The 25138-nt window shown below is 56.6% G+C and carries 25 protein-coding genes; 13 read left to right on the plus strand and 12 right to left on the minus strand.

Translation table 11 applies throughout. From position 1 onward, the window contains the following. Window positions 1–30 precede the first annotated feature (30 nt). Entirely contained in the window at window positions 31–1068 is a 1038-nt protein-coding gene (gene pyrC / locus ACR0AJ_RS01385; protein ID WP_480739884.1) for a dihydroorotase, read from the plus strand. Here pyrC and ACR0AJ_RS01390 read toward each other — a convergent pair. Beyond that, window positions 1065–2360: an MmgE/PrpD family protein gene (locus tag ACR0AJ_RS01390; protein WP_480739886.1), complete on the minus strand. Its 1296-nt coding sequence runs from the start codon at window positions 2358–2360 to the stop codon at window positions 1065–1067. The genes pyrC and ACR0AJ_RS01390 overlap by 4 nt on opposite strands. 37 nt (window positions 2361–2397) lie before the next feature. Then, complete coding sequence (locus ACR0AJ_RS01395) at window positions 2398–2844, minus strand: type II toxin-antitoxin system RatA family toxin (protein WP_170348536.1); 447 nt, start codon at window positions 2842–2844, stop codon at window positions 2398–2400. Between the two features lie 72 nt (window positions 2845–2916). Here ACR0AJ_RS01395 and hpt point away from each other — a divergent pair, with 72 nt between their 5' ends. Beyond that, window positions 2917–3459: a hypoxanthine phosphoribosyltransferase gene (gene hpt / locus ACR0AJ_RS01400; RefSeq protein WP_170348535.1), complete on the plus strand. Its 543-nt coding sequence runs from the start codon at window positions 2917–2919 to the stop codon at window positions 3457–3459. Here the strand turns inward: hpt and ACR0AJ_RS01405 are convergent. Together ACR0AJ_RS01405 and lipA are read right to left on the minus strand one after the other, a co-directional pair. Next, window positions 3446–4603, minus strand: coding sequence for an amidohydrolase (locus ACR0AJ_RS01405; RefSeq protein WP_480739888.1), 1158 nt, complete (start codon window positions 4601–4603; stop codon window positions 3446–3448). The two genes, hpt and ACR0AJ_RS01405, sit on opposite strands and share 14 nt — an antisense overlap. Next, complete coding sequence (gene lipA / locus ACR0AJ_RS01410; protein ID WP_170358214.1) at window positions 4600–5550, minus strand: lipoyl synthase; 951 nt, start codon at window positions 5548–5550, stop codon at window positions 4600–4602. The genes ACR0AJ_RS01405 and lipA overlap by 4 nt, the downstream gene beginning before the upstream one ends. A 264-nt stretch (window positions 5551–5814) precedes the next feature. Between lipA and ACR0AJ_RS01415 the strand changes: the two genes are divergently transcribed. Then, window positions 5815–6363, plus strand: a complete 549-nt coding sequence (locus ACR0AJ_RS01415; RefSeq protein ID WP_480739890.1) for a redoxin family protein — start codon at window positions 5815–5817, stop codon at window positions 6361–6363. A 50-nt stretch (window positions 6364–6413) separates the two neighbouring features. On the opposite strand, the gene ACR0AJ_RS01420 is transcribed toward ACR0AJ_RS01415, so the two are convergent. Continuing rightward, a complete protein-coding gene (locus ACR0AJ_RS01420) occupies window positions 6414–7337 on the minus strand; it encodes a hydrogen peroxide-inducible genes activator (protein WP_170358212.1) in 924 nt (307 codons plus the stop codon). Window positions 7338–7389: 52 nt separating this feature from the next. Continuing rightward, window positions 7390–8511: a DUF6456 domain-containing protein gene (locus ACR0AJ_RS01425; protein ID WP_480739893.1), complete on the minus strand. Its 1122-nt coding sequence runs from the start codon at window positions 8509–8511 to the stop codon at window positions 7390–7392. 241 nt (window positions 8512–8752) lie between these two features. Between ACR0AJ_RS01425 and ACR0AJ_RS01430 the strand changes: the two genes are divergently transcribed. Next, window positions 8753–9052: a DUF6477 family protein gene (locus ACR0AJ_RS01430; RefSeq protein WP_170375086.1), complete on the plus strand. Its 300-nt coding sequence runs from the start codon at window positions 8753–8755 to the stop codon at window positions 9050–9052. On the opposite strand, the gene ACR0AJ_RS01435 is transcribed toward ACR0AJ_RS01430, so the two are convergent. Both ACR0AJ_RS01435 and ACR0AJ_RS01440 read right to left on the minus strand, forming a co-directional pair. Then, complete coding sequence (locus ACR0AJ_RS01435) at window positions 9053–10597, minus strand: trimethylamine methyltransferase family protein (protein ID WP_480646508.1); 1545 nt, start codon at window positions 10595–10597, stop codon at window positions 9053–9055. Window positions 10598–10879: 282 nt separating this feature from the next. Beyond that, window positions 10880–11317: a GNAT family N-acetyltransferase gene (locus tag ACR0AJ_RS01440; RefSeq protein WP_480739894.1), complete on the minus strand. Its 438-nt coding sequence runs from the start codon at window positions 11315–11317 to the stop codon at window positions 10880–10882. A gap of 81 nt (window positions 11318–11398) precedes the next feature. On the opposite strand from ACR0AJ_RS01440, the gene guaA reads away from it, so the two are divergent. The 9 genes from guaA (at window position 11399) to ACR0AJ_RS01485 (ending at window position 21304) form a co-directional block, all read left to right on the plus strand. Beyond that, the gene (gene guaA, locus ACR0AJ_RS01445; protein ID WP_480646504.1) at window positions 11399–12958 is read left to right on the plus strand and encodes a glutamine-hydrolyzing GMP synthase; all 1560 of its coding nucleotides are present in this window, start codon (window positions 11399–11401) and stop codon (window positions 12956–12958) included. A gap of 95 nt (window positions 12959–13053) precedes the next feature. Beyond that, entirely contained in the window at window positions 13054–13959 is a 906-nt protein-coding gene (locus tag ACR0AJ_RS01450) for a DMT family transporter (protein ID WP_170348525.1), read from the plus strand. A gap of 121 nt (window positions 13960–14080) precedes the next feature. Further along, window positions 14081–15214: an OmpP1/FadL family transporter gene (locus ACR0AJ_RS01455; protein ID WP_170348524.1), complete on the plus strand. Its 1134-nt coding sequence runs from the start codon at window positions 14081–14083 to the stop codon at window positions 15212–15214. Window positions 15215–15456: 242 nt separating this feature from the next. Further along, window positions 15457–16347 carry a hypothetical protein gene (locus tag ACR0AJ_RS01460; RefSeq protein ID WP_480646502.1) on the plus strand — a complete coding sequence of 297 codons (891 nt, stop codon included), beginning with the start codon at window positions 15457–15459 and terminating at the stop codon, window positions 16345–16347. Between the two features lie 542 nt (window positions 16348–16889). After that, on the plus strand, window positions 16890–17762 hold the full coding sequence (locus ACR0AJ_RS01465; RefSeq protein ID WP_480646500.1) for an ATPase: 873 nt from the start codon (window positions 16890–16892) through the stop codon (window positions 17760–17762). A 39-nt stretch (window positions 17763–17801) separates the two neighbouring features. Then, complete coding sequence (metA, locus tag ACR0AJ_RS01470) at window positions 17802–18740, plus strand: homoserine O-acetyltransferase MetA (RefSeq protein ID WP_170375071.1); 939 nt, start codon at window positions 17802–17804, stop codon at window positions 18738–18740. Between the two features lie 7 nt (window positions 18741–18747). Then, window positions 18748–19695: an alpha/beta fold hydrolase gene (locus tag ACR0AJ_RS01475; RefSeq protein WP_170358194.1), complete on the plus strand. Its 948-nt coding sequence runs from the start codon at window positions 18748–18750 to the stop codon at window positions 19693–19695. Window positions 19696–19744: 49 nt separating this feature from the next. After that, window positions 19745–20614, plus strand: coding sequence for a polyphosphate kinase 2 (ppk2, locus tag ACR0AJ_RS01480; RefSeq protein ID WP_170348519.1), 870 nt, complete (start codon window positions 19745–19747; stop codon window positions 20612–20614). A 75-nt stretch (window positions 20615–20689) separates the two neighbouring features. Further along, entirely contained in the window at window positions 20690–21304 is a 615-nt protein-coding gene (locus ACR0AJ_RS01485) for a TetR/AcrR family transcriptional regulator (RefSeq protein ID WP_170348518.1), read from the plus strand. A gap of 3 nt (window positions 21305–21307) precedes the next feature. On the opposite strand, the gene ACR0AJ_RS01490 is transcribed toward ACR0AJ_RS01485, so the two are convergent. From ACR0AJ_RS01490 to ACR0AJ_RS01505, 4 genes are all read right to left on the minus strand, one after another. Then, a complete protein-coding gene (locus tag ACR0AJ_RS01490) occupies window positions 21308–22366 on the minus strand; it encodes an adenylate/guanylate cyclase domain-containing protein (protein ID WP_170348517.1) in 1059 nt (352 codons plus the stop codon). Continuing rightward, complete coding sequence (locus ACR0AJ_RS01495; RefSeq protein ID WP_170348516.1) at window positions 22363–22731, minus strand: group I truncated hemoglobin; 369 nt, start codon at window positions 22729–22731, stop codon at window positions 22363–22365. Before ACR0AJ_RS01495 ends, ACR0AJ_RS01490 begins: the two co-directional genes overlap by 4 nt. A 128-nt stretch (window positions 22732–22859) precedes the next feature. Further along, window positions 22860–23702, minus strand: a complete 843-nt coding sequence (locus ACR0AJ_RS01500) for a glycosyltransferase family 25 protein (RefSeq protein ID WP_480646491.1) — start codon at window positions 23700–23702, stop codon at window positions 22860–22862. Window positions 23703–23836: 134 nt separating this feature from the next. Further along, entirely contained in the window at window positions 23837–25057 is a 1221-nt protein-coding gene (locus tag ACR0AJ_RS01505) for an aminopeptidase P family protein (protein WP_480739898.1), read from the minus strand. Window positions 25058–25138: the final 81 nt, after the last annotated feature.

The raw sequence follows: 25138 nt of genomic DNA on the forward strand, positions 1-25138 counted from the left end.
GGCGGCGGGCTCTGTGCTAGCCGGTGCGCCATGACCGATAGCATCACGATCCGCCGCCCCGACGACTGGCATCTGCACTTGCGCGACGGCGCTATGCTGCAGGCCGTCTTGCCCGAAACCGCGCGACATTTTGCCCGTGCCATCATCATGCCGAACTTGGTGCCGCCGGTAGTGCGCGGCGATCAGGCCGCCGCTTATCGCGACCGTATCCTGGCTGCCCTGCCCGATGGCATGAGCTTTGAGCCGCTGATGACGCTGTATCTGACCGAAGACACCGATGCCGACGACGTCGCCGCCGCGCATGCCAGCGGGTTGGTCAAAGCGGTCAAACTGTATCCGGCGGGCGCCACGACCAACTCAGCCTCGGGCGTGCAGGATTTCGACAATGTCCGCTCGGTGTTGGAAAAGATGGCCGAGATCGGACTGCCCTTGTGCGTCCATGGCGAGGTCACCGACCCCGAGGTCGACATCTTCGACCGTGAGGCCGTGTTCATCGACCGTATTCTGGATCCGATCCGCAAGGCGACACCCGGACTGCGCGTGGTGATGGAACACATCACGACCAAAGACGGTGTGGATTATGTGAAATCGAACGACGCTGATCTGGGCGCGACCATCACGGCACACCACCTGATCATCAACCGCAACCACATTCTGGTCGGTGGGATCAAACCGCACTACTACTGCTTGCCTGTCGCCAAGCGAGAGGAACACCGACTGGCGCTGCTGGCCGCTGCGACCTCGGGCGATGCGCGGTATTTCCTGGGCACCGACAGCGCGCCGCATACGGATGCCAACAAGGAAATGGCCTGCGGTTGTGCCGGCTGTTTCACCGCGACAAACACAATGTCGCTGGTGGCCGAGATGTTCGAATCCCAAGGTGCGCTGGACAAGCTGGAAGGCTTCGTCTCGCTCAACGGGCCTGCGTTCTACCGCCTACCGGTGAACGAAGGCACCATTACCCTGACCAAGGGCCCCCCCGTGGAATACCCGAACAAAATCGAGACCGAGGACGGCCCCGTGACGGTGTTTGAACCGGGCTTCGCTTTGCACTGGCGCGTGGTTTAACCCGCCAGCATCCGTGCCAAATCGCGGGCGCGACCGCCGGTGCGCAGCATCGACCAGATCGCGTCCGCCTCTTCGCCACCGATCAGCTTGCCTGCCTTGCCGCGCACGCGGTCTTCGCGATCAGACAGGGTCATCGGTGCCATCAGATCATGCGTCGCTTCAAGCCGTGCCCCGTCGCGGCGCAGCAGGGTCAGATGCGCCTGCGTTTCCGTCAGCGACTCGTCAGCTTCAACCGAGATTCGGTCGCGCAGGGAAATCAGTCGCGGGTCGGTACAGACCTTATCCGAATAGCTACTCGGCAAGGCCGTATCATAGCCAAGCGCCTGCATGGCGATCACAGTACGATAGGAAAACTTGGCCCCCAGCCCGGTGGTCGGAGACAATTGGTTGCAGACACTCATCCAACGCGGATGGGTCTTGATCTTGATCTCGGCCACTTCGGGTTCTGCAATATCCAGATCACGCGCGGCCTCAAGCGCGGCGTGTAGGCCGTGGCAACAGGCGTGGAACTTATGGCTGACTGTTTCGAACAGCCATTCATCGCCCAACCCATCTAAGGCGGTTTGCGCATCCGCCTGGCCGCTATGGGTCGCACCAAACCCATACTGACCTTCCAAAGCGTTCATGTTCGGCGTGAAGCCTTTAGCGATCAGCAACGCTGCCTCGACCCCGGCCGAGGCCGCAAGCCCTGCATTATAGGGTTTGCCCATTGTTCCGAATTGCATCTTGAGGCCAGCCGCGCGGGTGGCCGTCAACCCAAGCGTTTTTTGCATCTGATCCGTGTCGAAGCCAAGGATACGCCCTGCCGCAACGGCCGCACCGAACGCGCCTGCCGTAGCGGTTTGGTGAAACCCCGCCTGATAGTGATCCCGTCCAAGCCACAGCCCGACGCGGATCGAAACCTCCATCCCCACCAGCCCGGCTTCGAGGAAATCCACCAGGATGCGGTCATCCCATTCACTCAGCGCCAGCGCGGCGGGCAGAATCGCAACAGAAGGGTGACCGATATGGGCAAAGTGCGTGTCATCGTAATCCAATGCATGCGACACGGTGCCATTGACCAATGCCGCCCCACGCAACGGCGCCGCCCTACCGCCAAAAAGATGCGCCTGCGCGGCGCCCTCTTCGCCTAACACAAGGTCACGCACCGTTTTAGAGACACGCTCATAAACCCCGGCCCGACCTACAGCAATCCAGTCTAATACAGACAAAGACGTGACGACTCGCGTTTGCATTGTCGTCTCGACGGGTCCGGCAGCAAACCCTGCAAGTGATGTGGAAAAATCGCTCATGGGCGCAGTCTAGCGTGCGCCGTATGCGGGTAAAGACCTAGCCGTACAAATCCGCAGCACGGGTTTCGAACGCCTGCACGATCCGGTGCATGGCCTCGTTGAACACAACACCGATGATACCTTGCAGGATGGCGTTCTTGAATTCAAAATCCACATGGAAGGACACGTTGCAGCCCCCCTGAGGCGCGTCTGCGAACTGCCAATCGGATTTCATGTATTTGAACGGGCCGTCCAGATATTCCGTGTCGATCTTCATCTGATCAGGAAACAGCGTCACCCGGCTGCCAAACCTTTCACGGAAAACTTTGAACGAGATGATCAGGTCCGCCTCCATCACCTGCGCCTCACCCGCGGCATAGGTCCGGCGAATACGGGCCGCGGCACACCAGGGTAGAAATTCGGGATACTTCGCCACGTCCGCGATCAGGTCGTACATCTGCTGCGCCGTATACGGCAGGTGGCGGGTTTCCGAATGAGTAGGCATGGCGTCCAGTATTAACAGGTGACAATGGCGCGTGATTTCGTATGTTGCGCGCCAAAGATCAAGGGGGCAGCGATGAGCGACCGTGCATATGTGATAGATGAGATGATCTCGGCGAAGGCCATCGCCGCCCGGATCGAGGAGTTGTGTCGCGAAATCAGCACTGAATACAAAGACACCGACAAGCTGGTCGTGGTCGGCCTGTTGCGCGGCAGTTTCGTCTTTATTGCCGACCTAGTGCGCGAGCTGGACCTGCCGATCGAGGTGGATTTCCTTGAAGCGTCATCCTATGGCGATTCAATGGAAAGTAGTCGAGAAGTTCGCATTCTTAAGGACTTGCGTGGCGCTATCGAAGGGCGCGACGTTCTGGTCGTCGAGGATATCGTCGATACAGGTCACACGCTGAACCACGTCACCCATTTGCTGCAAAGCCGTAAACCCGCGCGACTGAGATCTATCGCTCTGCTAGACAAACCCAGCCGGCGCGAGGTCGATTTCCGATCCGACTGGATCGGGTTCGAGATTCCGGATGAATTTGTTGTGGGTTATGGAATCGACTACGCGCAGCGCAATCGTAACCTGCCGTTCATCGGCAAGGTTCGCTTCACAGAGGATTGATCGGGCCCAGTACCTGTTGTATGGCGGCTACGAAAATCCCGGTACCAACCGGGATCAGCGCATCCGGGAAATCGTAGTCTGGGTTGTGCAGTTGTGGGTGGCCCACTCCTGAGCCCAGCCAGAACATAGCAGCTTTGGCGTCTTTGCCGAACTGCCCAAAATCTTCAGAGAACTTCTGCGGGTAAGCCGTCACTTCACAAGGTACATCCGCTTCAGAGCAAGATCGGCTTAGGATATCGACGGCGTCAGACGCGTTCACGCAGGCTTCGAAGACGTCTTCATAGGTGATCTCGTATCTAAGCCCTTGATCCAACGCCGCTTGCGCAACGAGCGCCTCGGCCTCTTCGATCAGGCTTTGCATCCGCGGATCAGCGACGGTGCGCAATGTCACCCACAGCTCGGCCCGGCCCGGCGCCACGCCAAAGGTCGGTTCACCAAGATTGACATGCGTCACGGTCGTCAGCGCGAAATCGGCGTCCAGCGAACCACCACTTCCCAGCCGTGCCATTTGCGGCATCAACGCTGCCAGTGCACTGACGGGTGAGATCCCATCCTGCGGCGCCGCCGCGTGCGAGGTCTTACCCTTCAAAACAACCTTCATCCCGCGCGACGCACAGTTTGCCGGACCCTCACACAGCTGTACGTCCCCCAACGTCAGCCCTGGCAGATTGTGCAGGGAAAACACATAATCCGGCGCGATCTCGGAAAACTTGGGGTCGGCCCGGTAGGCAATGGCCCCCTGCCCGGTTTCTTCAGCGGGTTGGAAGACCAAAACCACCCGGCCTAGCTGAGGACGATACTGGTTCAGATGGTCTGCGACACCCAGAACCATCACCATATGCCCGTCATGCCCACACAGATGTCCTTTGCCTGGAGTGCGCGAGGCATAGGCTGCGCCGGACAGTTCTTGAATGGGCAAACCATCAAGCTCGCATCGAATGGCAACTGTCGGCCCGGCCTGCCCGCTGTCGAACACACCCGCTACGCCGTGCCCACCGATTCCCGTCAAAACCTGATCTGCGCCACGGGCACGCAATTCGTCCGCGATCCGAGCGGCCGTCAGCTCTTCCTGGCCCGAAAGTTCCGGGGATTGGTGCAGTTCGTGACGCAGGCGGGTAAGCTGCGCGCGTGTGTCAGGTGTCACCCTTGCTCCAGCTTCTTCTGGCGTGCATCGCGCAGGCGGGCAAAATCGTCGCCCGCGTGGTAGGACGACCGGGTCAGAGGCGTTGCCGACACCATCAGGAAGCCCTTGCCAAAGGCTGCTTTCTCATAAGATGCGAACTCTTCCGGCGTGACAAAGCGGTCGACGCCATGGTGTTTCGGCGTGGGCTGCAGGTATTGGCCGATGGTCAGGAAATCGATGTCAGCGGCGCGCATGTCATCCATGACTTGCCGGACCTGCTGTTCGTCTTCGCCCAGACCAACCATGATGCCCGATTTGGTGAAAATCGACGGGTCCAGTTCCTTGACCCGCTGCAACAGGCGCAGCGAATGGAAATAGCGCGCACCGGGGCGTACTTCGGGATACAGCCCCGGTACGGTTTCAAGGTTGTGGTTGAACACGTCCGGCTTGGCTTCGACCACAACTTCCAGAACCGAGGGGTCACATTTCAGAAAATCAGGCGTCAGAATTTCGATCGTTGTCTTGGGCGAACGGTGCCGTACGGCGCGAATGGTCTGCGCGAAATGTTCCGCCCCACCGTCGGTCAGGTCATCGCGGTCTACGGATGTAATAACGACATGGTTCAGCCCCAATTTCTGCACGGCGTGTGCCACGCGTCCGGGCTCAAACGCGTCCAGATCATCTGGGCGGCCGGTGGCAATGTTGCAGAATGTACAGCCGCGGGTACAGATCTCACCCATGATCATCATGGTAGCGTGGCCCTGGCTCCAGCATTCGCCCACATTCGGACACCCGGCCTCTTCGCAGACCGTAACCAGATTGTTCTCGCGCATGATTTTGTGAGTTTCGGCATAGCCCTTACCACCGGGTGCCTTTACGCGAATCCACTTCGGCTTTTTCGGTTGCGCATTGTCCTGACGATGCGCCTTTTCGGGATGACGTTGTTCGGGGATCTTCAGATCACGCACGGTTTGCTTTCCTGACTTTGGGTCATTTTGCTTCGACATAATATAAACTGCAGCGGTTAGCTACGCCACCCGTGCATAGCTGCCATAACAGCGCACTATGCAATTGCAGAAGAGCACCCAGCAAATCCCGACAAAGTTTCATTGAAAACAGCACGCTTTGAGGACTTCACAAGAATTCGCGTTCGCAGCAACAATCACGTTGAAGCCAATTTAGAACTGTTTTAAATCCTCGGCAGTTCACAGATGAATCACAGGAAATTGAGCATGAAATCCGGTACTAAACTGCCTGACGTAACCTTTCACACCCGCGTCCGTGACGAGGCTGTCGAAGGCCCCAACCCGTTCCGTTGGGAAGACAAGACCACTGCAGATTACTTTGCCGGTAAACGGGTGATCCTGTTCTCGTTGCCCGGTGCATTCACCCCCACCTGTTCGACCTACCAACTGCCCGGTTTTGAAAACGGCTATGCCGAATTCAAGGAAAAAGGCATCGACGACATCTATTGCATGTCAGTGAATGACAGCTTTGTCATGAACAAATGGGCACAGGACCAAGGTCTGGAAAACGTCAAGGTCATTCCAGACGGATCTGGAGAGTTCACTCGCAAGATGGGCATGCTGGTCGACAAGGACAATCTGGGTTTCGGCATGCGCTCGTGGCGCTATGCCGCCATCATCAATGACGGTGTGGTTGAGGCATGGTTCGAAGAGCCCGGCCTGATGGATAACTGCCCCGAAGACCCCTATGGCGTGTCGTCCCCGGACAACCTTAAAAAGCACCTGAACGAAGCCAAAGAGCCCACACTGGTCTAAGCTTCGCGCTAAATCAAAGCAAAGGCCCGCCCATGGCGGGTCTTTTCATTTCAGGCGCGTGTTGCGGTGACGATGTCCTCTCCGACTTGGCGGATGACCTGAGCCAGACCGTCGAACCAATCCTCGCCCACAGTCGATGCACGCCGGACCAGACCAACCGTCCGCGCCGGTTGCGGCGTGCCAAAGCGCAGCAGTTTCAATCCGGGAACGGCGTCAGATTCCGCGCGCGCGGCCAGTTCGGGCATGAGAGTCAGACCAAACCCCTCAGCCACCAATCGTGACAACGTCGCAAGCGATGACGCACCCATATTGATCAGGCCGCTGCTTCGATCCCGACCGCAGACCTCAAGCGCCTGATCGGTCAGACAGTGACCGTCATCAAGCAACATCAGTTGCGCGGTCTGCAGGTCCAGCGGCCGTAATGCTTCGGGGTTGGGGACCATGCCCTTCAAGCGCGCTGAGCTGCCAGCCAACAGGAAGCGATCCTGAAACAGAGGCAGTTCGAACAACTCACTCCCACCGGCGGGCAAAGCCATGACGCCGGCGTCGATTTCCCCGGCGCGCAGCATAGTCAGCAAACGCTCAGTTCTGGCTTCGCGCACCTGCACGCGCAACGACACATCGGACGATCGCAACCCAGCCAGCACACCCGGCAGTAAATACGGCGCGATCGTTGGGATGATCCCGATCGCCAACGACCTGTGCCCCCCAGAGCGATCCTTGGCAAACTGATCTAACCTGTCCGCCGCTCCAAGAACCTGACGCGCATGATCCAGCACGTCGCGCCCTAGCGGGGTCAGCAGAATGTCACGCGCCTGACGTTCGAAAAGCGGACCGCCCAAACTGTCCTCTAACGCCTTGATCTGCACGGACAAGGCGGGCTGAGACACGTGGCACACCTGGGCGGCCCGACCGAAATTGCGCTGTTCTGCGACTGCACTGAAGTATTTCAGCTGTCTAAGGGTAAAATTCATAACCTTTGATTATCACCCATCCACCCAAGTGCAACCAAAACATATCGCACCGTTAACCGATCATGCGATTGCGCTCGGACTGCCCCTCATAATGTCGCTTGAGCCGCTGCAACGCGATCCGCAACACGATCTTGCCCGAGCGCGCCGACCAGCCCATCCGCTTTTCCGCAAGCTCTAGCCCTTCGAGGTAGCAACAGCAGCGCAAAGCAACATCGCTGAGACCCGGACCCAGATCCGACAAAGCATGTTCAACCCGATCCCGTGCGTCCGACGCCCCGTGCCCAGCATGGGCTTCACTGTTGAAACCACCGCGCCCCCCTGTAGTCAGAAAATGGTCCCAATTCTGTGCGATCTGAGGGCCAATCTGCGCCAGTTCGAAATCCTCACGCAGGCGTTCGCCCGCCGCCACAAGTGTTTCATCAAGAAAAGGCTTTCCGTCCCGATCTCGCCGACGTGCCAATGCGATCAGGGGGCTTTCCGCTGCACTATAGCGAATCCGCCGAGGCCGGTCGGGTTTTGCAGTCGCGCTATGACAGGGCGCCATTTGCGCTTGGAACGGCGCTTGTGCATCTGCCATTCCAAATTCACTACGCTCACGCGCTTTGTTCTCGGCCTCGGCAATAAGGCGGCTCAGTGCCGAGCGGCCCGACGAAGAAATCCGATACCGCGAAATCCGTCCGGGATTGTTGCAGGAAATCCAGTCTTTCAGTGCCAGCGCCTGCGCAATCTTGCAATCCACAACGGCTGTTCGTGTGGCGCCGCTGTCTCCGGTGTCGCGGACCACCACGGCCTTGTCCATTTCCTCAGCCACCGCAAGCACTGACCCCGTTTCACACAAACGGCGCAATATTCGCAGTGCCTCGCGGTTAAATTCTTCGTCCTTGGCGGCGGCGGTTTCCTCTTCGGTCACAGCCAAGGCCCCGAATTGGATCGGGCCCGTGCCATCGGCTGAATCTGAGAAATGCGTTTCCGCCAGAGATTGCAGCGCGGCATCCACCAAGGGATCGTCCCGTCGCATTTCGATGCGCCTGATTTGTCTGAGTATGGTCGAAGCATGGCACCCTGCGGATCGCGCAATATCGCGGATCGACTGTCCGGTCTCTGTGTGGGCAAGGTATCGTTGTGCCCCCTCAGGTACCCAAGCCGGAATGGTGAATGCCATGTTGTTTTCCATAGTTACTTGCCCTCGTCGACACAACAATCTGTTTTCAATCGCCCCCGATGAATTTGTTAACCAATTCTAACTAGAGTTGCTTTCGTTACTCGTTCGTTAACCCGCAGCGACAAGGACCAGATTTGATTCAAAAACATAAACACTCATGAAGTCAGAGTTCGGCGCGAACCCAATCAAGGCAACACCCGCTTAGGTTGTGTCACACATTCAGGGACGTTCACTCACACAAGGGAACCCCGGAATGCAGGACCTGATGACCATGATTACCACCCTCCGCCGCCCTCGCCTGTTGGCACGAGCCGCGAAACACGGGGCGCAGGACTATGACCGGGATCGGCACCTGCAGCGCATCCTTGGCTATGGATCACTGCCTGGCACGGGCGCGGCACTGATGCGTCTGATGGAAATGGAGCGAGAGGTTAACGCGCAGCGCGTAGAAGAGGACGCAGCCTATTCGCTGGTCCGTCATTTGGACCTGCTGATCGCGTTGTTGGGCGAGGCGCAGCTGTTTCAGGCCAGCCGCGCCGCGCAATATCAGTGATCAGGTAAAGGCATCCGGCATGGATGCTTTTTTCTTGTCAACGTACTCGTTCAGAGCAGCATTGATTGCCGGGTCGAGTTGCGGTTGCTGGTAGTTGGCCAGCAGATGCTCGACTCGGGCAGAGGCCAGTTGACGCGTGTCACGCCCGCCTTCATCTTCCCAGGTTTCGAACGGTTTGTAGTCCAGCATTTCCGACTTCCAGAACGCGTCCTTGAAGTTCGCCTGCGTATGCGCACAACCCAGATAGTGGCCGCCCGGACCAACCTCGCGGATCGCATCCATCGCCTGCGCGTTCTCGTCGTAAGCCACGCCTTTGGCCAAGCCGTGCAGCACGCCAAGTTGATCCGCATCCATGACGAACTTCTCGAAATCCGCAACCAGACCGCCTTCAAGCCAACCGCAGGAATGCAGCATGAAGTTCACGCCTGACATCAGGCCCATGTTTAGCGAGTTTGCTGTTTCGTAAGCAGCCTGCGCGTCGGGCAGTTTCGAGCCACAGAACGACCCGGCCGAGCGGAACGGCAGGTTTAGGCGACGCGCCAGCTGACCCGCACCATAGGTGACCATCGACGCCTCAGGCGTACCAAAGGTCGGCGCGCCCGAGTTCATATCAATCGACGACACGAAGGCCCCAAAGATCGCCGGGGCACCCGGACGGATGATCTGGCTATACGCGACACCGGCCAGAACTTCGGCCAGAACCTGCGTCAGCGTCCCTGCCACCGAAACCGGTGCCATCGCGCCACCCACGATAAAGGGAGAGATAATGCAGGCCTGATTGTTAGCCGCGTAAACTTCAAGCGACCCCATCATCACGTCGTCGAAGGTCATCGGCGAGTTGATGTTGGTCAGCGAGGTCATCACTGTGTTTTCCTGCACGAACTCTTTTCCGAACAGGATCTCGCACATCTCTACCGAATCCTGCGCCCGGCTGGGGTCGGTGACCGAGCCCATGAATGGCTTGTCCGACAGGGTCATGTGCGCCATCAGCATGTCCAGGTGACGCTTGTTCACCGGCACGTCGGTCGGTTCGCACACAGTCCCGCCCGAGTGGTGCAACCACTTGGACATGTAGGCCAGTTTCACGAACTTGTTGAAATCGTCCATGGTCGCATAGCGACGGCCACCTTGCGCGTCGCGCACGAATGGAGGGCCGTAGACCGGCGCCAGCACCAGATTGCGCCCCCCGATGACAACCGATTTTTCGGGGTTGCGCGCGTGTTGTGTGAACTCGCTGGGGGCAGTTTTGATCAGCTCGCGCGCCAGACCGCGCGGGATGCGAACACGTTCACCATCGACATCCGCTCCGGCATCTTTCCAGCGCTGCAGCGCGCCCGGATTGTCGACGAAGTTAACGCCGACCTCAGCCAGAATGGTTTCCGCATTGGTTTCAATGATCTCCAACGCTTCTGCGTTGAGGACCTCGAAATTCGGAATATTCCGTTCGATATATTTTGCAGTTTCGATTCGAACTGCGGTGCGCTCGGCCCTGCGGGCGGCACCACCACCGCCTCTGGCTCTGCGTCGGGTGTTTGCCTCTGCCATGAGATAATCCCGTTAGTCATGTTCACGTTGCAAATCGTGTTACCGGAACCGCAGATCACACCAGACGTGGATTACGGCGCTATAGGGGTAAAAGCGACATGATCGCCTATTCGATGTCGTTTGAACCCCTAATTCCTGACGCTAATGATAGAAGCATGGAACCGATATCGCAAAATCCGTCTAACCGCTAGCTGAGCGAAAACTCCTTTACGCGACAGAATTTGGGTACGTCGCATTTCGCAAGATGGTTGTGAGAAATCTAAATTGACGGGCTGACAAACCTCAAAGGTTTTTACGCATCGCAACCGAATACCCGGCCACTTCAGTTTCGATCCAGCCGAGATGTGCGTAAATCGCCCTCGTATCTTGCATCAGACGATGGGTGCGCAATTCCATATGGGTGCAGCCAGCCTCGCGCGCTTCGGCTTCGGCGCGTGACAGCAGTTTTCCAGCGACACCTTGCCCTTGGGCCGACGGTGACACGGCCAGATTGATAACCTTCATCACAGCACCCTGTTGCGCAAACACAATCACACCAGCCAACCCATCATCACTGCGGGCCAGGACCACGCGACGTTCCGCAATATCTTGCGCCAAACCACTCGTCACATCAGGCAGATCATCAATAGAACTGCGCGCTTTGGCATAAGCCGCCCTGATGCAGTCTGTGACCGCCTCGACGTCATCCTGCGTTGCATCCGTGAAACGAATGACGGCCATTGATCCCATCTCCTTCCGCATCTGACTGAAATCGCCTTCATAACGCTTGCACATAACCGCCGCGCGACCTAAGAGCCAGTCATGAGCCAGACATCCCATGACCGCCTTCTGATCATCGACTTCGGCAGCCAGGTGACGCAGCTGATCGCACGCCGCCTGCGCGAGTTGAATGTCTATTGTGAAATCCACCCCTATCAAAACGTCACGATGGACTTTGTACGCGAAATGGCGCCCAAGGCCGTGATCTTTTCCGGTGGGCCGGACAGCGTGACGCGCGAGGGGTCCCCCCGCGCCCCGCAAGAGATTTTTGACTATGGCGTGCCGATCCTTGGCATCTGCTATGGACAGCAAGTCATGATGCATCAGCTTGGCGGCAAGGTCGAAAGCGGCCACGGCACTGCCGAGTTCGGTCGCGCCTTTGTCACTCCGAAAAGCCAACTGGATATTCTGAACGGCTGGTTCGCGGATGGCGACGAACAAGTCTGGATGAGCCACGGAGACCACGTCAGCGACATCGCCCCCGGGTTCGAGGTCTTCGGCACCTCACCCAACGCGCCCTATGCGATCACGGCTGATACCAACCGTCACTTCTATGCGGTTCAGTTCCACCCCGAGGTGCACCACACGCCCAAAGGCGCGAAACTGTACGAAAACTTCGTAAAGCTGGCTGGCTTCAACGGCGATTGGACCATGGGTGCCTATCGCGAACAGATGATCGAAAAGATTCGCGAGCAAGTCGGCGACAAAAAAGTCATCTGCGGCCTGTCCGGCGGCGTCGACAGCTCGGTCGCGGCGATCCTGATCCATGAAGCGATTGGTGATCAGCTGACTTGCGTGTTTGTCGATCACGGCCTGTTGCGCAAGAACGAGGCCGAAGAAGTCGTCGGTATGTTCCGCGACAACTACAACATTCAGCTGATACACGCAGATGAAAGCGACCTGTTTTTGGGAGAGCTGGACGGCCAATCCGACCCGGAAACCAAACGCAAGATCATCGGAAAGCTGTTCATCGACGTGTTCCAGAAACACGCTGATACGATCGAAGGGGCCGAATTCCTGGCCCAGGGCACGCTCTATCCCGACGTGATCGAATCGGTTTCGTTCTCGGGCGGCCCCTCGGTCACAATCAAATCGCACCACAATGTCGGAGGCCTGCCTGAAAAGATGGGCCTGAAACTGGTCGAACCCCTGCGAGAGCTGTTCAAAGACGAGGTTCGCGCACTGGGCCGCGAACTTGGCTTGCCGCAGAGCTTCATCGGGCGCCACCCCTTCCCCGGGCCGGGTCTGGCGATTCGCTGCCCAGGCGAGATCACCCGTGAAAAACTGGAAATCCTGCGCGAGGCCGACGCCATCTATATCGACCAGATTCGCAAACACGGTCTGTATGATGATATCTGGCAGGCTTTTGTTGCCATCCTTCCGGTACGCACCGTCGGTGTGATGGGTGACGGACGCACATATGATTATGCATGTGCGCTGCGGGCTGTAACCTCGGTCGATGGCATGACCGCCGACTACTATCCGTTCAGCCACGAATTCCTCGGTGAGACCGCCACGCGGATCATCAACGAGGTCAAGGGCATCAACCGATGCACATATGACATCACCTCGAAACCTCCGGGAACGATTGAGTGGGAATGACAAAAAGCCGGGCTTTGACCCGGCTTTTTTGTTTAAGTCCTGCAAGAAACCCATAGGTTTTAAATTAGAATTTCGCGATTCCCGCAGGCAGGTAAATGGACAGCAGCAGACCGCAGATCGGCAAAGCCGCGCTTTGGATGACGGGGGCAATTGCCTCTTTCTCATCGATGGCGGTTGCCGGCCGCGAATTGAGCGTGGCCCACGATACATTCGAAATCATGTTTTACCGCAGCCTCGTCGGCATCCTCGTTGTAGCGGTGATTCTGACACTGTCGCGCAAATGGGATCAGGTCTCGACATACAGACTGGGGCTGCACGGCGTCCGAAACCTGACGCATTTTATTGGTCAGAATTTGTGGTTCTACGCGGTAACCGTCATTCCTCTGGCACAGGTTTTTGCGCTTGAGTTCACGCAACCCATCTGGGTGATCCTGCTGTCTCCGCTGCTGCTGAAGGAACGGCTAACACCTGTACGCGCGCTGTCTGCCTTGATTGGTTTTGCCGGTGTCCTGCTTATTACCCGCCCTGGTGCCGTGCCTCTGAGCGCTGGTATTTTGGCTGCTGCCATGTCTGCGGTATTCTTCGCATTTACAACGATTTCCACCAAAACCCTGACCCGTTTTGCCAGCATTGGATGCATCATGTTCTGGCTGACCGTCATGCAGGCTGTCCTGGGATTGATGGCCGCAGGGATCGATGGGCAGATCGCTCTGCCAACCGCGAACACGATCCCCTTCCTGGTATTGATTGGGTTGGCAGGACTACTGGCGCATTATTGCATCACCAACGCTCTGGCTATTGCGCCTGCGACTGTGGTTGTACCGTTCGATTTTGTCCGCCTGCCCACAATTGCCGTGATCGGAATGATTCTGTACCACGAGCCGCTGGATCACTGGACGCTGCTAGGGGCCGTCGTGATCTTTTCGGGCATCTTTTTGAACGTGCACGCCGAAAATCGTAACAGTTTGGCAACAGTTTCCCGACACACTCACCCTGAATAACGCACCGTCACTAGTTGACGGTAATATAACCCTCAAGAAAGTATCGAGCACCACAAGACAGATCGGCCTTCACCACTCGATAGTCCGGTCTGAATAACAGGACACCTTTTGGGAGGACAGAATGAAAAAAGCGCTTCTACAGGCGTGCGCGGTGTGCGTTGGGACAACAGGAGCTTACGCCGGCGGTCTGGATCGTAGCGGACAGGGTGTCAATATCCTGTTCGAAGAGGGATCAGTTGTACAATTCCGTCTCGGCTATACTGATCCAAGCGTAAGCGGCACTCAAAATGGCGTGGATTCCGGCAATGTTGCCGAGTCATTCTTCACACCGCATTTAGCCTATAAACATGCTTTTACAGACAGGCTGGATTTCGCACTGGTCTATGATGAGCCGTTCGGCGCGGATATCGAGTATCCGTCAAACTACCCGTTGTCGATTAACCCGACAACGCCGTTTGGTGGGCGCACGGATGTTCTGCGCGCCAAAGCGGATGTGGACGCAATTACTGCGCTTGTTCGGTATAAATTCGACGGTGGCTTCAGCGCTATCGGAGGTCTGCGCGCGCAACGTTTGAAAGCCAACGTGGCAGTACCCGCCGCTGCGGGGTACGAAGTCGACACAGATTCTGACATCGCATTTGGGTATGTCGTCGGCGTTGCGTGGGAAAAGCCAGAAATTGCCGCACGTGTGGCTCTGACTTACAACTCAAAAATCACACACGATTTTTCCCAGACAGAGTCATTCAACTTCGTGCCGCCTGTATTCCCGCCTAGTGCGGTACTGGTCACAGCGGAAACCGAGTCTGAGATTGAATCACCTCAATCCATCAATCTGGATTTCCAAACCGGTGTAGCCCCCAAAACATTGCTGTTTGGTTCAATTCGATGGGTGGACTGGCCGCAAACTGTTTTTGCGCCGCCCAACTATGTCAACATTGTCGGGGATAACCTCGTCGACTACGAAGATGATACGTTCACGTATACGCTGGGGCTCGGCTATCAGTTCTCGGAAGAGTTTTCGGGTGCGGTAACTGCTGGATATGAAACATCCACTGGTTCCGAAGTCACAAATTTGGGCCCGACAGATGGGTTCTGGAGCCTTGGGCTCGGTGGAACCTACTCTCTCGAACGCGCTCAGATTTCCGGTGGTGTCCGGTATACAGACATTGGAGACGCCACTACCACCACCGGGGGAGAATTCAGCGGCAACAGCGCTTGGAGCGTCGGCTTCCAAATCACCTACTCGCTGGGCTGATCCGCAACAGAGTGAAACGTTGGACCCCGCCCTTCCGGCGGGGTTTTTCTTTGCGGGCTATCCAAAATATGAATTCCAGAAACCTCATTGCGTTAAAGCCACAGTTTCCGTGAATTCGTCGGTATCACAATCTCACATTAGTTTTCTCTCTGTCGGTCCCTGGCCGGATCAACTAGGGGACCGGCACAACAAAAAAAGAGGACACTACATTGTTGAATCCAGGCAAAATTTCAATATTAGCAATGATTTCACTGACCCCGGCTATTGCAGGCGCACAGGAATTTAACGGTGCTGCCACCTTGGGCTATGGACAATCTTCCATTTCCAACGGCGGTGGCGATTTCGGCACCTTCACCGGCGATTTCACCGGTACTTTGAGCTTCGACAACGGTCTGCACTGGGGCTTTGACGCCAAGTATTACAAGGCCGATCCCGACAATGTTTCCGGGGATGTTTCCCTGTGGGATCTGGGCACGACATTGAACTACCAATTTGACAACGGCGGCGTTCTTGGTGGCTATCTCGACTATGCCGATTTCGATTCTGGTCTGGGGCTCAACCTTTCCAGCGATGTGACTTCGTACGGTATTTCGGGCGGGTATGTCGTTGAAAATGCCGGGTTCGAAGCCTGGATCGGCGAATCGGAAACCTCCCCAAGCCTGCCAAACGGCACGGATTGGACCGATTTCGGCGCACGATTCCGCTATCAAGTGTCGGATAGTGCCGTATTCGGCGGTCACTATGTTCGCAGCGACGTGTCAGGTGGTGGCGTAAACCTTGACCTATATAGTGTTGGCCTTGGCGGTTACTATCGGTTCAACAGCGGTTGGGGGACTTATGCAGGTCTCGTGCATCAGTCGTTTAGCGATCTTGATTTGGACTACACAACGCTTGGCATCGGCGTGGATTATAACCTGCTTGAGATCAGCGAGATCCCAGGCCAAGTGTCTCTGGAGTTGGCCAGAACGGATATCGATGTCGGCGGTGCAAGCGGCGATATCGACACCCTTCGCTTTGGTCTGACCTTCCCTCTTGGCGGTCGCACTTCCTCCACTCCGCTCAACAGCGTAGCGCGTGCGGCGATGGCCCCGCGTCACAACGCTCTGACAACGCTGGAAGACACCACTTTCTGAGGGTTTAGTACAACCTGCAAATCTCTGGAAAACCCTGCCTGTGCGGCAGGGTTTTTCTTTGCGCGGTTTCCAACTCGGTAGAATCTTGGAAAATAAAAACGGGCAAGGCCGTACTAATACACCTTTCCCCAACGAATTGGGCGAACTTTTTTGCTTGGCGTGTTCTGGGCTATGCTGATGCGTTGGCTGGTTACCCCAATCCAGCGTTTAACTTTTTTGCGCCGTCCGCGCCTTTGTATGGCTTTTTTGTTATGGGTCTGTTGGACGAAGCGGCTCCGTTTTCCCTGCGGGCCGGGGGCGATTTAATATCTAGACCGTACTGACCTGGGCTCTAAAGTCAGTGACGACGGTTTTTGGCGTCACCACAGGGGCATTGTTTTTTAAACGATGAGCACCTGATCTGATCTCTCGCCATAAAGGTGGGGCTTAGATACTAGACGGTGCAGCCGCCATCAGGCCGTTGATCCAAATCCGTTCGGGTACACACGATTGACGCCACCCGCTGCCCGTTTTAGCAAGGTCGGAAAAAAGGACGGCGGACAATGATCTACAGCTCGGCAAAAGATTGGCGCAACGCGGCGCGAAAAAAGGTGCTGTTCTTTGGCATGTCGGGCCTGGGCAAAACCTATGTGTCGAACGTGCTGCGCGACTCGGGCGATTGGTTCCACTATTCGATCGATTACCGCATCGGTACCCGGTACATGGGTGAATACATCGCCGACAATGCCAAAGCCGAGGCGATGAAAGTCCCCTTTCTGCGCGAACTGCTGTTGTCGGATTCGATCTTTATCGGCTCGAATATCTCGTTCGAGAACCTGACGCCTGTCGCCGCCTATTTGGGTAAGCCCGGAAATCCGGCGCTAGGTGGTTTGGAACTGCCCGAATACAAACGCAGGCAGGAACAATTCCGGCAGGCGGAGATTCACGCGCTTCTGGATACCGAGTATTTCATCGACCGGGCACAACGTCTGTACGAATACCCGCATTTTATCTGCGACACCGGCGGGTCGATCTGCGAATGGGTAGACCCGGAAAATTCTACAGATCACGTGTTGTCCGAACTGTCTCGCCAAACCTTGATGATTTGGATTCAAGGGGATGAAGATCACACGGCAGAGCTGATCAGCCGCTTTGATAAAGCGCCCAAACCGATGTCTTATCAGCCCGAATTTCTGGTCCGTGTTTGGGAAGACTATCTGACCCAGTATAACTGCCGATCCGAGGATGTAGACCCCGACGCGTTCATCCGCTGGACTTACGCGCAGGCGCTGGCGCATCGGCAACCCCGCTATCAGGCGATGGCGGACAATTGGGGTGTAACAGTCACCGCTGATGACATGCACAAGGTCCGTGATGCCTCTGATTTCGATGAGTTGATCGAACGCACCCTTGAGACCCGCGCAAACCGGGCTTAATTACCGCCTCTACACTGTAACTCCAAAGGCTTGTACCTGATGCCGATCAAGATCCCCTCTGACCTGCCCGCATTTGAAGTTCTCACCCAAGAGGGCGTATCGGTCATGGCCGAGGATCAGGCAATGCGTCAAGACATTCGCCCCCTGCGGATCGGGTTACTGAATCTGATGCCCAAGAAGATTCAGACTGAAAATCAGTTTGCCCGCCTGATCGGGGCGACTCCGTTGCAGATCGATTTGTCGCTGATCCGGATGACGGAACACCGCACCAAGAACACCGCGGCCGAGCATATGGCCGAATTCTATCGCCCTTTTCAGGAGGTGAAGGACGAGAAATTTGACGGGCTGATCATCACCGGTGCCCCGATTGAGCATTTGGAATTCGACAACGTCACCTATTGGGACGAAATGCGCGAAGTGTTCGAATGGACGCAGACAAATGTGCATTCTACCTTTGGTGTGTGCTGGGGTGGAATGGCGATGATCAATCACTTCCATGGCGTCAAGAAACATATGTTGGACGCTAAGGCGTTTGGTTGTTTCCGGCATGCGAACCTTAATCCGGCCTCGCCGTTCCTGCGCGGATTCTCGGATGATTGCGTGATTCCGGTCAGCCGCTGGACGGAAATGAAACAAAATGAGATTGACGCCGCTAACGGTTTGGTAACTCTGCTGGGCAGCGACGATGTCGGTCCCTGTCTGGTCGAAGATCGGAACCATCGTGCCATCTATATCTTCAACCATTTCGAATATGACAGCGATACGTTGAAACAAGAATACGACCGCGATGTTGCCAACGGCACGCCGATCAACGTGCCCATGAATTACTATCCGGACGACGATCCAAGCCAGACACCACAGAACAGATGGCGCAGCCATGCGCATTTGCTCTATGGCAACTGGATCAGCGAGATTTATGGGACAACGCCCTATGATATCAATCGGATCGGTGTCGATCAGACCGATCTGAGGGCCTGATCCGGTGATGCGCGTCGGCCTCATAGCTTTGACTTTGCTGGTCTTGCTGTGGGCCCTCGCACTCTGGCGCGCTGGTCGGAATGAAGCCCGTGCCGAAGCCGCCTTTCCCCCCGAAGGTCAAATCGTCGAAGTCAATGGCATCCCAGTGCATGCGGTGGTGATGGGTGAAGGCCCGGATGTTGTGCTGATCCATGGGTCCAGCGGCAACACGCGCGACATGACCTTTGCCCTGGCTCCTATCCTGGCGGAAAACTACCGTGTGATTGTGTTTGACCGACCGGGTCTGGGGTATAGCGCCAGCTTCAATCCAGACGGTGAGACCATTGAGGAGCAAGCGGAAATCCTGCAAAAGGCTGCCGCGCAACTAGGTGCGGAAAAGCCCATCGTCGCAGGGCAAAGCTATGGCGGATCCGTCTCACTTGCTTGGGCTGTTACGCGGCCAGGCAATATCTCGGGGCTGGTCCTGATCGCAGCTGCCGCCATCCCGTGGGAGACACCTCTGGACGGGTTCAACACACTGGCGGCAACGCCCACCGGCAATGTCACCGCCCTGCCCCTGATCACTGCCTTTGTGCCCGAATGGTACGTTGAAAAAGCTTTGGACAAGGTGTTCGAACCGCAAACCACACCCGAAGGATATGCCGACCATTTCGGCCCCGGGCTGACCATGCGTCGGGCTTCGATGCATGCAAATGCCAAGCAGCGCGCCAATTTGCTGGAAGAAGTCCGCGCCCTACAACCGCGATACGGCGAGATCGACGTGCCGACCGAGATCGTCCATGGCACAGCCGATGATACCGTTGGGCTGGGCTGGCATTCTCATCGACTGATCAAACAAATCCCCGGCGCGGAACTGATTGAACTGCCTGGAATCGGGCACATGCCACAGGTCGTTGCTGCACCCGAAGTTGCTGCTGCCATCGACCGTGCAGCGCAACGAGCGGGTTTGCGTTAGGCCCTCCGCTAATCCATAGTAGGATATGGATTTTATGGCGAGGTAACACATGGCCCGTTCCGAAAAAGGCTCCATCGAAAAGTACTTTAAGAATGACGCCCCGAAAGAGGTGCGTTCGGCCATCGAAAAGTCCGAAAAAGGCGACATCCTGAACCCCACCTACCCTTACGACGAACGAATGAAGCGTAAGGAATACGAAAAACAGATGGAAAAGCTGCAGATTGAGCTGGTCAAGATGCAGTCCTGGCTCAAGGAAACTGACCATCGCATTTTGCTTATTTTCGAAGGTCGGGACGCCGCTGGCAAAGGGGGCACGATCAAGCGGTTCCGCGAAAACCTGAACCCACGCGGCGCACGCAATGTTGCGCTAAGCAAACCGTCGGACACTGAGCGCAGTCAGTGGTATTTTCAACGATATATCGCACATTTGCCTGCCGCTGGTGAGATCGTGTTCTTTGACCGCAGCTGGTATAACCGCGGTGTTGTTGAAAACGTCTTTGGCTTTTGCACAGCAGAAGAACGTGAACGGTTTTTCCGACAGGTCCTGCCGTTGGAAACCGGTTTGGTGAATGACGGGATCAAACTGTTTAAATTCTGGCTCAATGTCGGACGAGCAGAACAGCTCAACCGTTTTCTGGCGCGTGAAACTGACCCACTGAAGCAATGGAAACTCAGCCCGATTGATATCGCGGGTCTGAACAAATGGGATGAATACAGCCAGTCGATCGAAGAAACCCTGACGCGCAGCCACACGGAACACTGCCCCTGGACCATCGTGCGATCCGACGACAAGAAACGCGCGCGGCTGGCGGCCATTCGTACGGTTCTGCACGCGCTGGACTATGACGAAAAAGACGAAGACGCCATAGGCGCGAATGACCCCGATATCTGTGGCGGGCCAGAGATTTGGGATGCGTGACAGGTGGTGGACGAATGTCTTTTCGCGAATTATGTCATGAATTCTATAACTTGAAAAAGGGCACCTGAAGCAGGAATGACAAAACGCGGGTATCACCACGGGAACCTGAAACAGGCTTTGATCGAGGCTGCCCTGTCTCTGATCGAAGAAAAAGGTCCGACCGGCTTTACCCTGTCTGAAGCGGCGAAAACCGCCGGCGTCACCCCCGCTGCGGTTTACCGGCATTTCCACGGGCGCGAAGACCTGATCGCCGAAGCCGCCCGGCAAGGGTTCGAGATGTTCTCGGATCTGATGCAATACGCCTATGACAAGGGCCAGCCCTCAGCGCTCGCCGCGTTCGAGGCGACAGGCCGTGCCTATCTGGCATTTGCCCGCAAACATCCTGGCCACTACATCGCGATGTTCGAAAGCGGGATTTCGATCAATCGAACGCCTGAACTATCCTTGGCCGCAAACCGTGCCAAAGCAGTACTGGAGAAAGCGGCGGCTGATCTGTCGCAACACATTCCACCGGAAAAGCGCCCGCCCGCATCCATGTTCAGCGCCCATATCTGGGCCATGAGCCACGGCGTTGTTGAACTTTACGCCCGCAACACTGGCGCCAGTTCCCCCTTTTCACCCGAAGACTTGCTGGAATCCGGCATCGGCATCTATTTGCGGGGTTTGGGGTTGGTGCCGCAGGACGACTGACAATCAGAACCTGCTCAGCGGCTGTGGTGCGCTGAGGCCAGAGGTGACGTTAATCAACTCCATTTCCCCCATGCCTTTGATATCCACGCGCCCGATATCCGCGACCTGGAACTCATCAATCAAGGCAAATTTCATCTCTTCCGGGGCGACGATATGCATTGGGTTTGCAAAGACTTGCAGGCGCGAAGCAATGTTCACAGCCGGACCGAACACGTCATAGACGTATTTCTGTATCCCAACGACAGAGCCCACCGCAGCCCCCATGCCAAGGCCAATCCGGGCCTGCCATTTATGGGGGTGACTTTCGTTTCGCCGCTCCAGATACCGCAGGAAGCGAACGGCGCAATGTGCCACGGCCGTGGCATGATCCGGTGTCGCGTCAGGCATACCAGACACCGCCAGATAGGCGTCACCGATGGTCTTGATCCGCTCGCATCCGAATTGTTCGACGATACGGTCGAACGCAGTGAAGATGTCGTTCAACTCGCTTAACGTGACGGTTGGATCGGTCTTGGCGGCGAAATCGGTAAAGCCCACGAAATCCAGCATCACCACCGACACCTGATCATATAGCTGCGGCGTGACGACACCGAAGGTCTTGAACTCTTCGTACACCGCCCGCGGCATAAGGTTCAGCAGCAACCGCTCGACACGCTCTTTCTCACGCTCCAATTCGCGCGTGTTGCGTTCGACCATTGTCGAGTAGCTATCGATCATGCTTTCCAGCTCGCGTATGCGGGTAATGTTCTGGCATTCCACAACCAAAACCTGTTCAGACAAGCCATTCGCCAGCGATACAGCCGTTGCAAAAATCAGCGTTCTGCGTTTCGGCTTGATCTGCAATTCAACGGTGTATCGAAGCCCCGATTGCTTGACGTCCTCCAATTCACGCTGATCCAAAGATGGGAGCAAATCCAGCAGCGTCTGTCCTTCGGTCGGAACCCCAAACCATTCGGCAAACGGCCCATTGTGAAACACAAAACTCAGGTCTGAGGCACGCACAACAGCCACGCCAACTCCGATCGCCCGCAGCAACTGTTCGTTTATCGCTGAAATACTCATGCGGCGTCACGGGTTACAATAATTGCGCGTTTGGATTCAATGGCGTTCAAGGCGATCTTGATGTGACCGTCTTCCATACCGTGCATAGAAAGGGCCTCGGCAAATAGTTCGGCCATCTCATCAAAATCCGCATGAGAGATATTCAGGTGTCGATGAACCGCCTCAATCCTGTCATCGCTAAAGGAAGCAGGACCACCAACCAGAGAAGACACGAACTTGGTCTGGTGATCGATCAGGCGCGGCATGTCGATGTCTTCGAAATGACCACCGATCTGATCGGAGTCCAATGCCATTTCATAGAACGTCATAACGATCCGACTGATCGTTTTGAATCCGCCGTATCTTTCATAGATTGTCTGACTCACACCGCACACCCAAGCTTCAACCACAAAAACACTGAAAGCTTATATCAAACTGACAGTTTTGTTAACGCTTATGCGAGGGTTACCAGATCAATGGTCACGAACGCCCTTTGGGCGGCCTATGTAACTAGTTAGACGTTCAGGTCTTCGGCGCAGGGAATAAAGCCCGCAAACCCACCCTGTGCCAACAACCTGTCCTGCCCGCCTGCGCGCCAATACAGTTTGCGCCGCGCGGCTTGCAGCTCGCGGCGTAAACGGAACCCCAATGGCCCCTTGTCCAACCCGCTGTTGGTTTTCTGATCCTGCGACCGCTCGCTAACCTTGACGGGTTCGGCAGTCTGTTCCTGCTGCTTGGACCACATCATCTGCACCCCCACCGCCGGAAAACACTGACACATGCGCCAGTCGGGACGTGGGAGCGAGATAAAGTCGTCCAGATGGTCCGAATACTCCTCAGACCAGGACAGCAGTTTGCGACAAGCCGCTTGCGTCAGAATGTAGGCAGCAGAACTGGGCGCCATTTCCAACATTGGGCGAACTGGAACGTCTGCAATCGACTCAAGCGGCCCGAACCGCATGGAACGTGGCGAATAATCCAGCTTGATCAGATCAAAACCCGCATCATCCGCCAGCAAAGCCGCGATGACGGCCCCGGCCTGAGCCGACATTTCAACGTCATCCTCAAAAATCGCAACCTTGCTCAGGTTCTGATCCACAGCAACCCGCCAAACGGCGCGGTGGCTTTCAAAGCAGGCGATTTCGCTTTGTGTAAGCCCCCATCGGGTACCGGTGCCGGGAACGTAGCAATTGTCATCCAGTGCGCCGGGTTGCTGACCGTCCACTGCGCTGAACCGCTGTGCGCCACGCAATCCTGTGTCGGCGAACTGACCTTCCATGAACTCGGCTCGCTCGGGCACCCGATCCAGGTTAATAAAATAGGCAGCAACTCCCGATGGCAGTTCGTAATGTCCCACGGCGCATCCTTTCAAACACTGTCGTCAGATACACACCGCTGAGCCGGACAATCAACCCCACCAGGGCATGACCACGCTGACCCTTGCCGTCAACGTGAGGCAGGAAAGGCAGATCGCCCTTCCTGCCGATCCGATCAGGTGCTGATCGTGTTATGTTCGGGGCCATAGGGGAAGCCGGTGATGTTTTCGGCACCAGAATCCTCGACCGCAAGGATGTCATGCTCGCGATACCCGCCTGCGCCTTTCTGGCCTTCGGGGATCCACAGCATCGGTTCAATGGATACGACCATACCGGGCTCCAGCACAGTGTCGATGTCTTCGCGCAGCTCAAGCCCAGCCTCGCGACCGTAATAGTGGCTGAGAATGCCGAAGGAATGACCATAGCCGAACGAGCGGTATTGCAGCAAACCTTCGTCAGCGAAGAACCGGTTGATCTCTTCACAGATTCCAGAGCAGGTCGCGCCGGGTTTGATCAGGCTCAGGCCCAACTCATGCGCAGCGACATTCGCCTTCCAGATGCGCAGGCTTTCGGCGTCGGGTTCACCCAGAAACAAGGTGCGTTCCAGCGCAGTGTAATAGCCCGAGATCATCGGGAACGTGTTCAGCGACAGGATATCGCCCTTTTGCAGCGCCCGTTTTGTGACCGGGTTATGCGCCCCATCGGTATTCAGACCGGACTGGAACCAAACCCACGTGTCGCGATATTCTGCATCTGGATAGGCGCGCGCAATCTCAGCCTCCATCGCGTCGCGACCGGCCATGGCGATCTCAATCTCGGTCGCGCCTTCGCGGATCGCGGCGTGGATGGCCGCGCCACCGACATCAGCCGTACGCGCACCACCTTTGATCAGATCAATTTCTTCCGCGGATTTCACCATGCGCGCAGCCATCGTATCCGGTGCGATATCCACCAGTTCCGGCCCGCCCAACATGTCCAACGCCGTATCGCGCATTGCCAGTGTCATGTGATCGCCCTCGATGCCGATCCGTCCCGCAGGCCCAATCAGGCTGGCCACCGCACGCCAATAGTTGTTCCGTTGCCAATCGGTATAGATCACATTCTCTTCGACCGAGCGCCTCCAAGGCTGGCCAGCGTCAATATTCGCCGAAACCGTGGTGCAGCTTTCTTGGGTGACAACGCAGCCATACGGGCGTCCAAACGCGCAATACAAAAAGCCCGAGTAGTAGGCGATGTTGTGCATCGACGTCAGCAGCACCGCCGGGATATCACGTGCCGCCATCGTCGCACGCAGGCTGGCCAGACGTCGGTCATATTCTGCCTTGCTAAACGGGAGCGGCGCCTTGTCACCATTGTGGCTGGTGAAGAACTCGGGGCGATTGTTCAGGTCTTTCATCATCTCTCTCCTCAATGCCGGACAGGCAAAGCCCGGCCACAAGTCCCGGCGTTCAGGACAAGCGGCCTCGGGAACCGAGAG

The sequence above is a fragment of the Ruegeria sp. CJ9 genome (genome assembly GCF_056536625.1).

Coding starts and splice junctions, on each gene's coding strand:
- ACR0AJ_RS01415 (WP_480739890.1), top strand. CDS start 5,815: ATGAAATCCGGTACTAAACTGCCTGACGTAACCTTTCACACCCGCGTC.
- ACR0AJ_RS01455 (WP_170348524.1), top strand. CDS start 14,081: ATGAAAAAAGCGCTTCTACAGGCGTGCGCGGTGTGCGTTGGGACAACA.
- metA (WP_170375071.1), top strand. CDS start 17,802: ATGCCGATCAAGATCCCCTCTGACCTGCCCGCATTTGAAGTTCTCACC.
- ACR0AJ_RS01440 (WP_480739894.1), bottom strand. CDS start 11,317: ATGGCCGTCATTCGTTTCACGGATGCAACGCAGGATGACGTCGAGGCG.
- ACR0AJ_RS01485 (WP_170348518.1), top strand. CDS start 20,690: ATGACAAAACGCGGGTATCACCACGGGAACCTGAAACAGGCTTTGATC.
- ACR0AJ_RS01490 (WP_170348517.1), bottom strand. CDS start 22,366: ATGAGTATTTCAGCGATAAACGAACAGTTGCTGCGGGCGATCGGAGTT.
- ppk2 (WP_170348519.1), top strand. CDS start 19,745: ATGGCCCGTTCCGAAAAAGGCTCCATCGAAAAGTACTTTAAGAATGAC.
- ACR0AJ_RS01460 (WP_480646502.1), top strand. CDS start 15,457: ATGATTTCACTGACCCCGGCTATTGCAGGCGCACAGGAATTTAACGGT.
- ACR0AJ_RS01395 (WP_170348536.1), bottom strand. CDS start 2,844: ATGCCTACTCATTCGGAAACCCGCCACCTGCCGTATACGGCGCAGCAG.
- ACR0AJ_RS01420 (WP_170358212.1), bottom strand. CDS start 7,337: ATGAATTTTACCCTTAGACAGCTGAAATACTTCAGTGCAGTCGCAGAA.
- ACR0AJ_RS01430 (WP_170375086.1), top strand. CDS start 8,753: ATGCAGGACCTGATGACCATGATTACCACCCTCCGCCGCCCTCGCCTG.
- hpt (WP_170348535.1), top strand. CDS start 2,917: ATGAGCGACCGTGCATATGTGATAGATGAGATGATCTCGGCGAAGGCC.
- ACR0AJ_RS01505 (WP_480739898.1), bottom strand. CDS start 25,057: ATGAAAGACCTGAACAATCGCCCCGAGTTCTTCACCAGCCACAATGGT.
- ACR0AJ_RS01475 (WP_170358194.1), top strand. CDS start 18,748: ATGCGCGTCGGCCTCATAGCTTTGACTTTGCTGGTCTTGCTGTGGGCC.
- ACR0AJ_RS01435 (WP_480646508.1), bottom strand. CDS start 10,597: ATGGCAGAGGCAAACACCCGACGCAGAGCCAGAGGCGGTGGTGGTGCC.
- ACR0AJ_RS01450 (WP_170348525.1), top strand. CDS start 13,054: ATGGACAGCAGCAGACCGCAGATCGGCAAAGCCGCGCTTTGGATGACG.
- ACR0AJ_RS01465 (WP_480646500.1), top strand. CDS start 16,890: ATGATCTACAGCTCGGCAAAAGATTGGCGCAACGCGGCGCGAAAAAAG.
- guaA (WP_480646504.1), top strand. CDS start 11,399: ATGAGCCAGACATCCCATGACCGCCTTCTGATCATCGACTTCGGCAGC.
- pyrC (WP_480739884.1), top strand. CDS start 31: ATGACCGATAGCATCACGATCCGCCGCCCCGACGACTGGCATCTGCAC.
- ACR0AJ_RS01390 (WP_480739886.1), bottom strand. CDS start 2,360: ATGAGCGATTTTTCCACATCACTTGCAGGGTTTGCTGCCGGACCCGTC.
- ACR0AJ_RS01425 (WP_480739893.1), bottom strand. CDS start 8,511: ATGGAAAACAACATGGCATTCACCATTCCGGCTTGGGTACCTGAGGGG.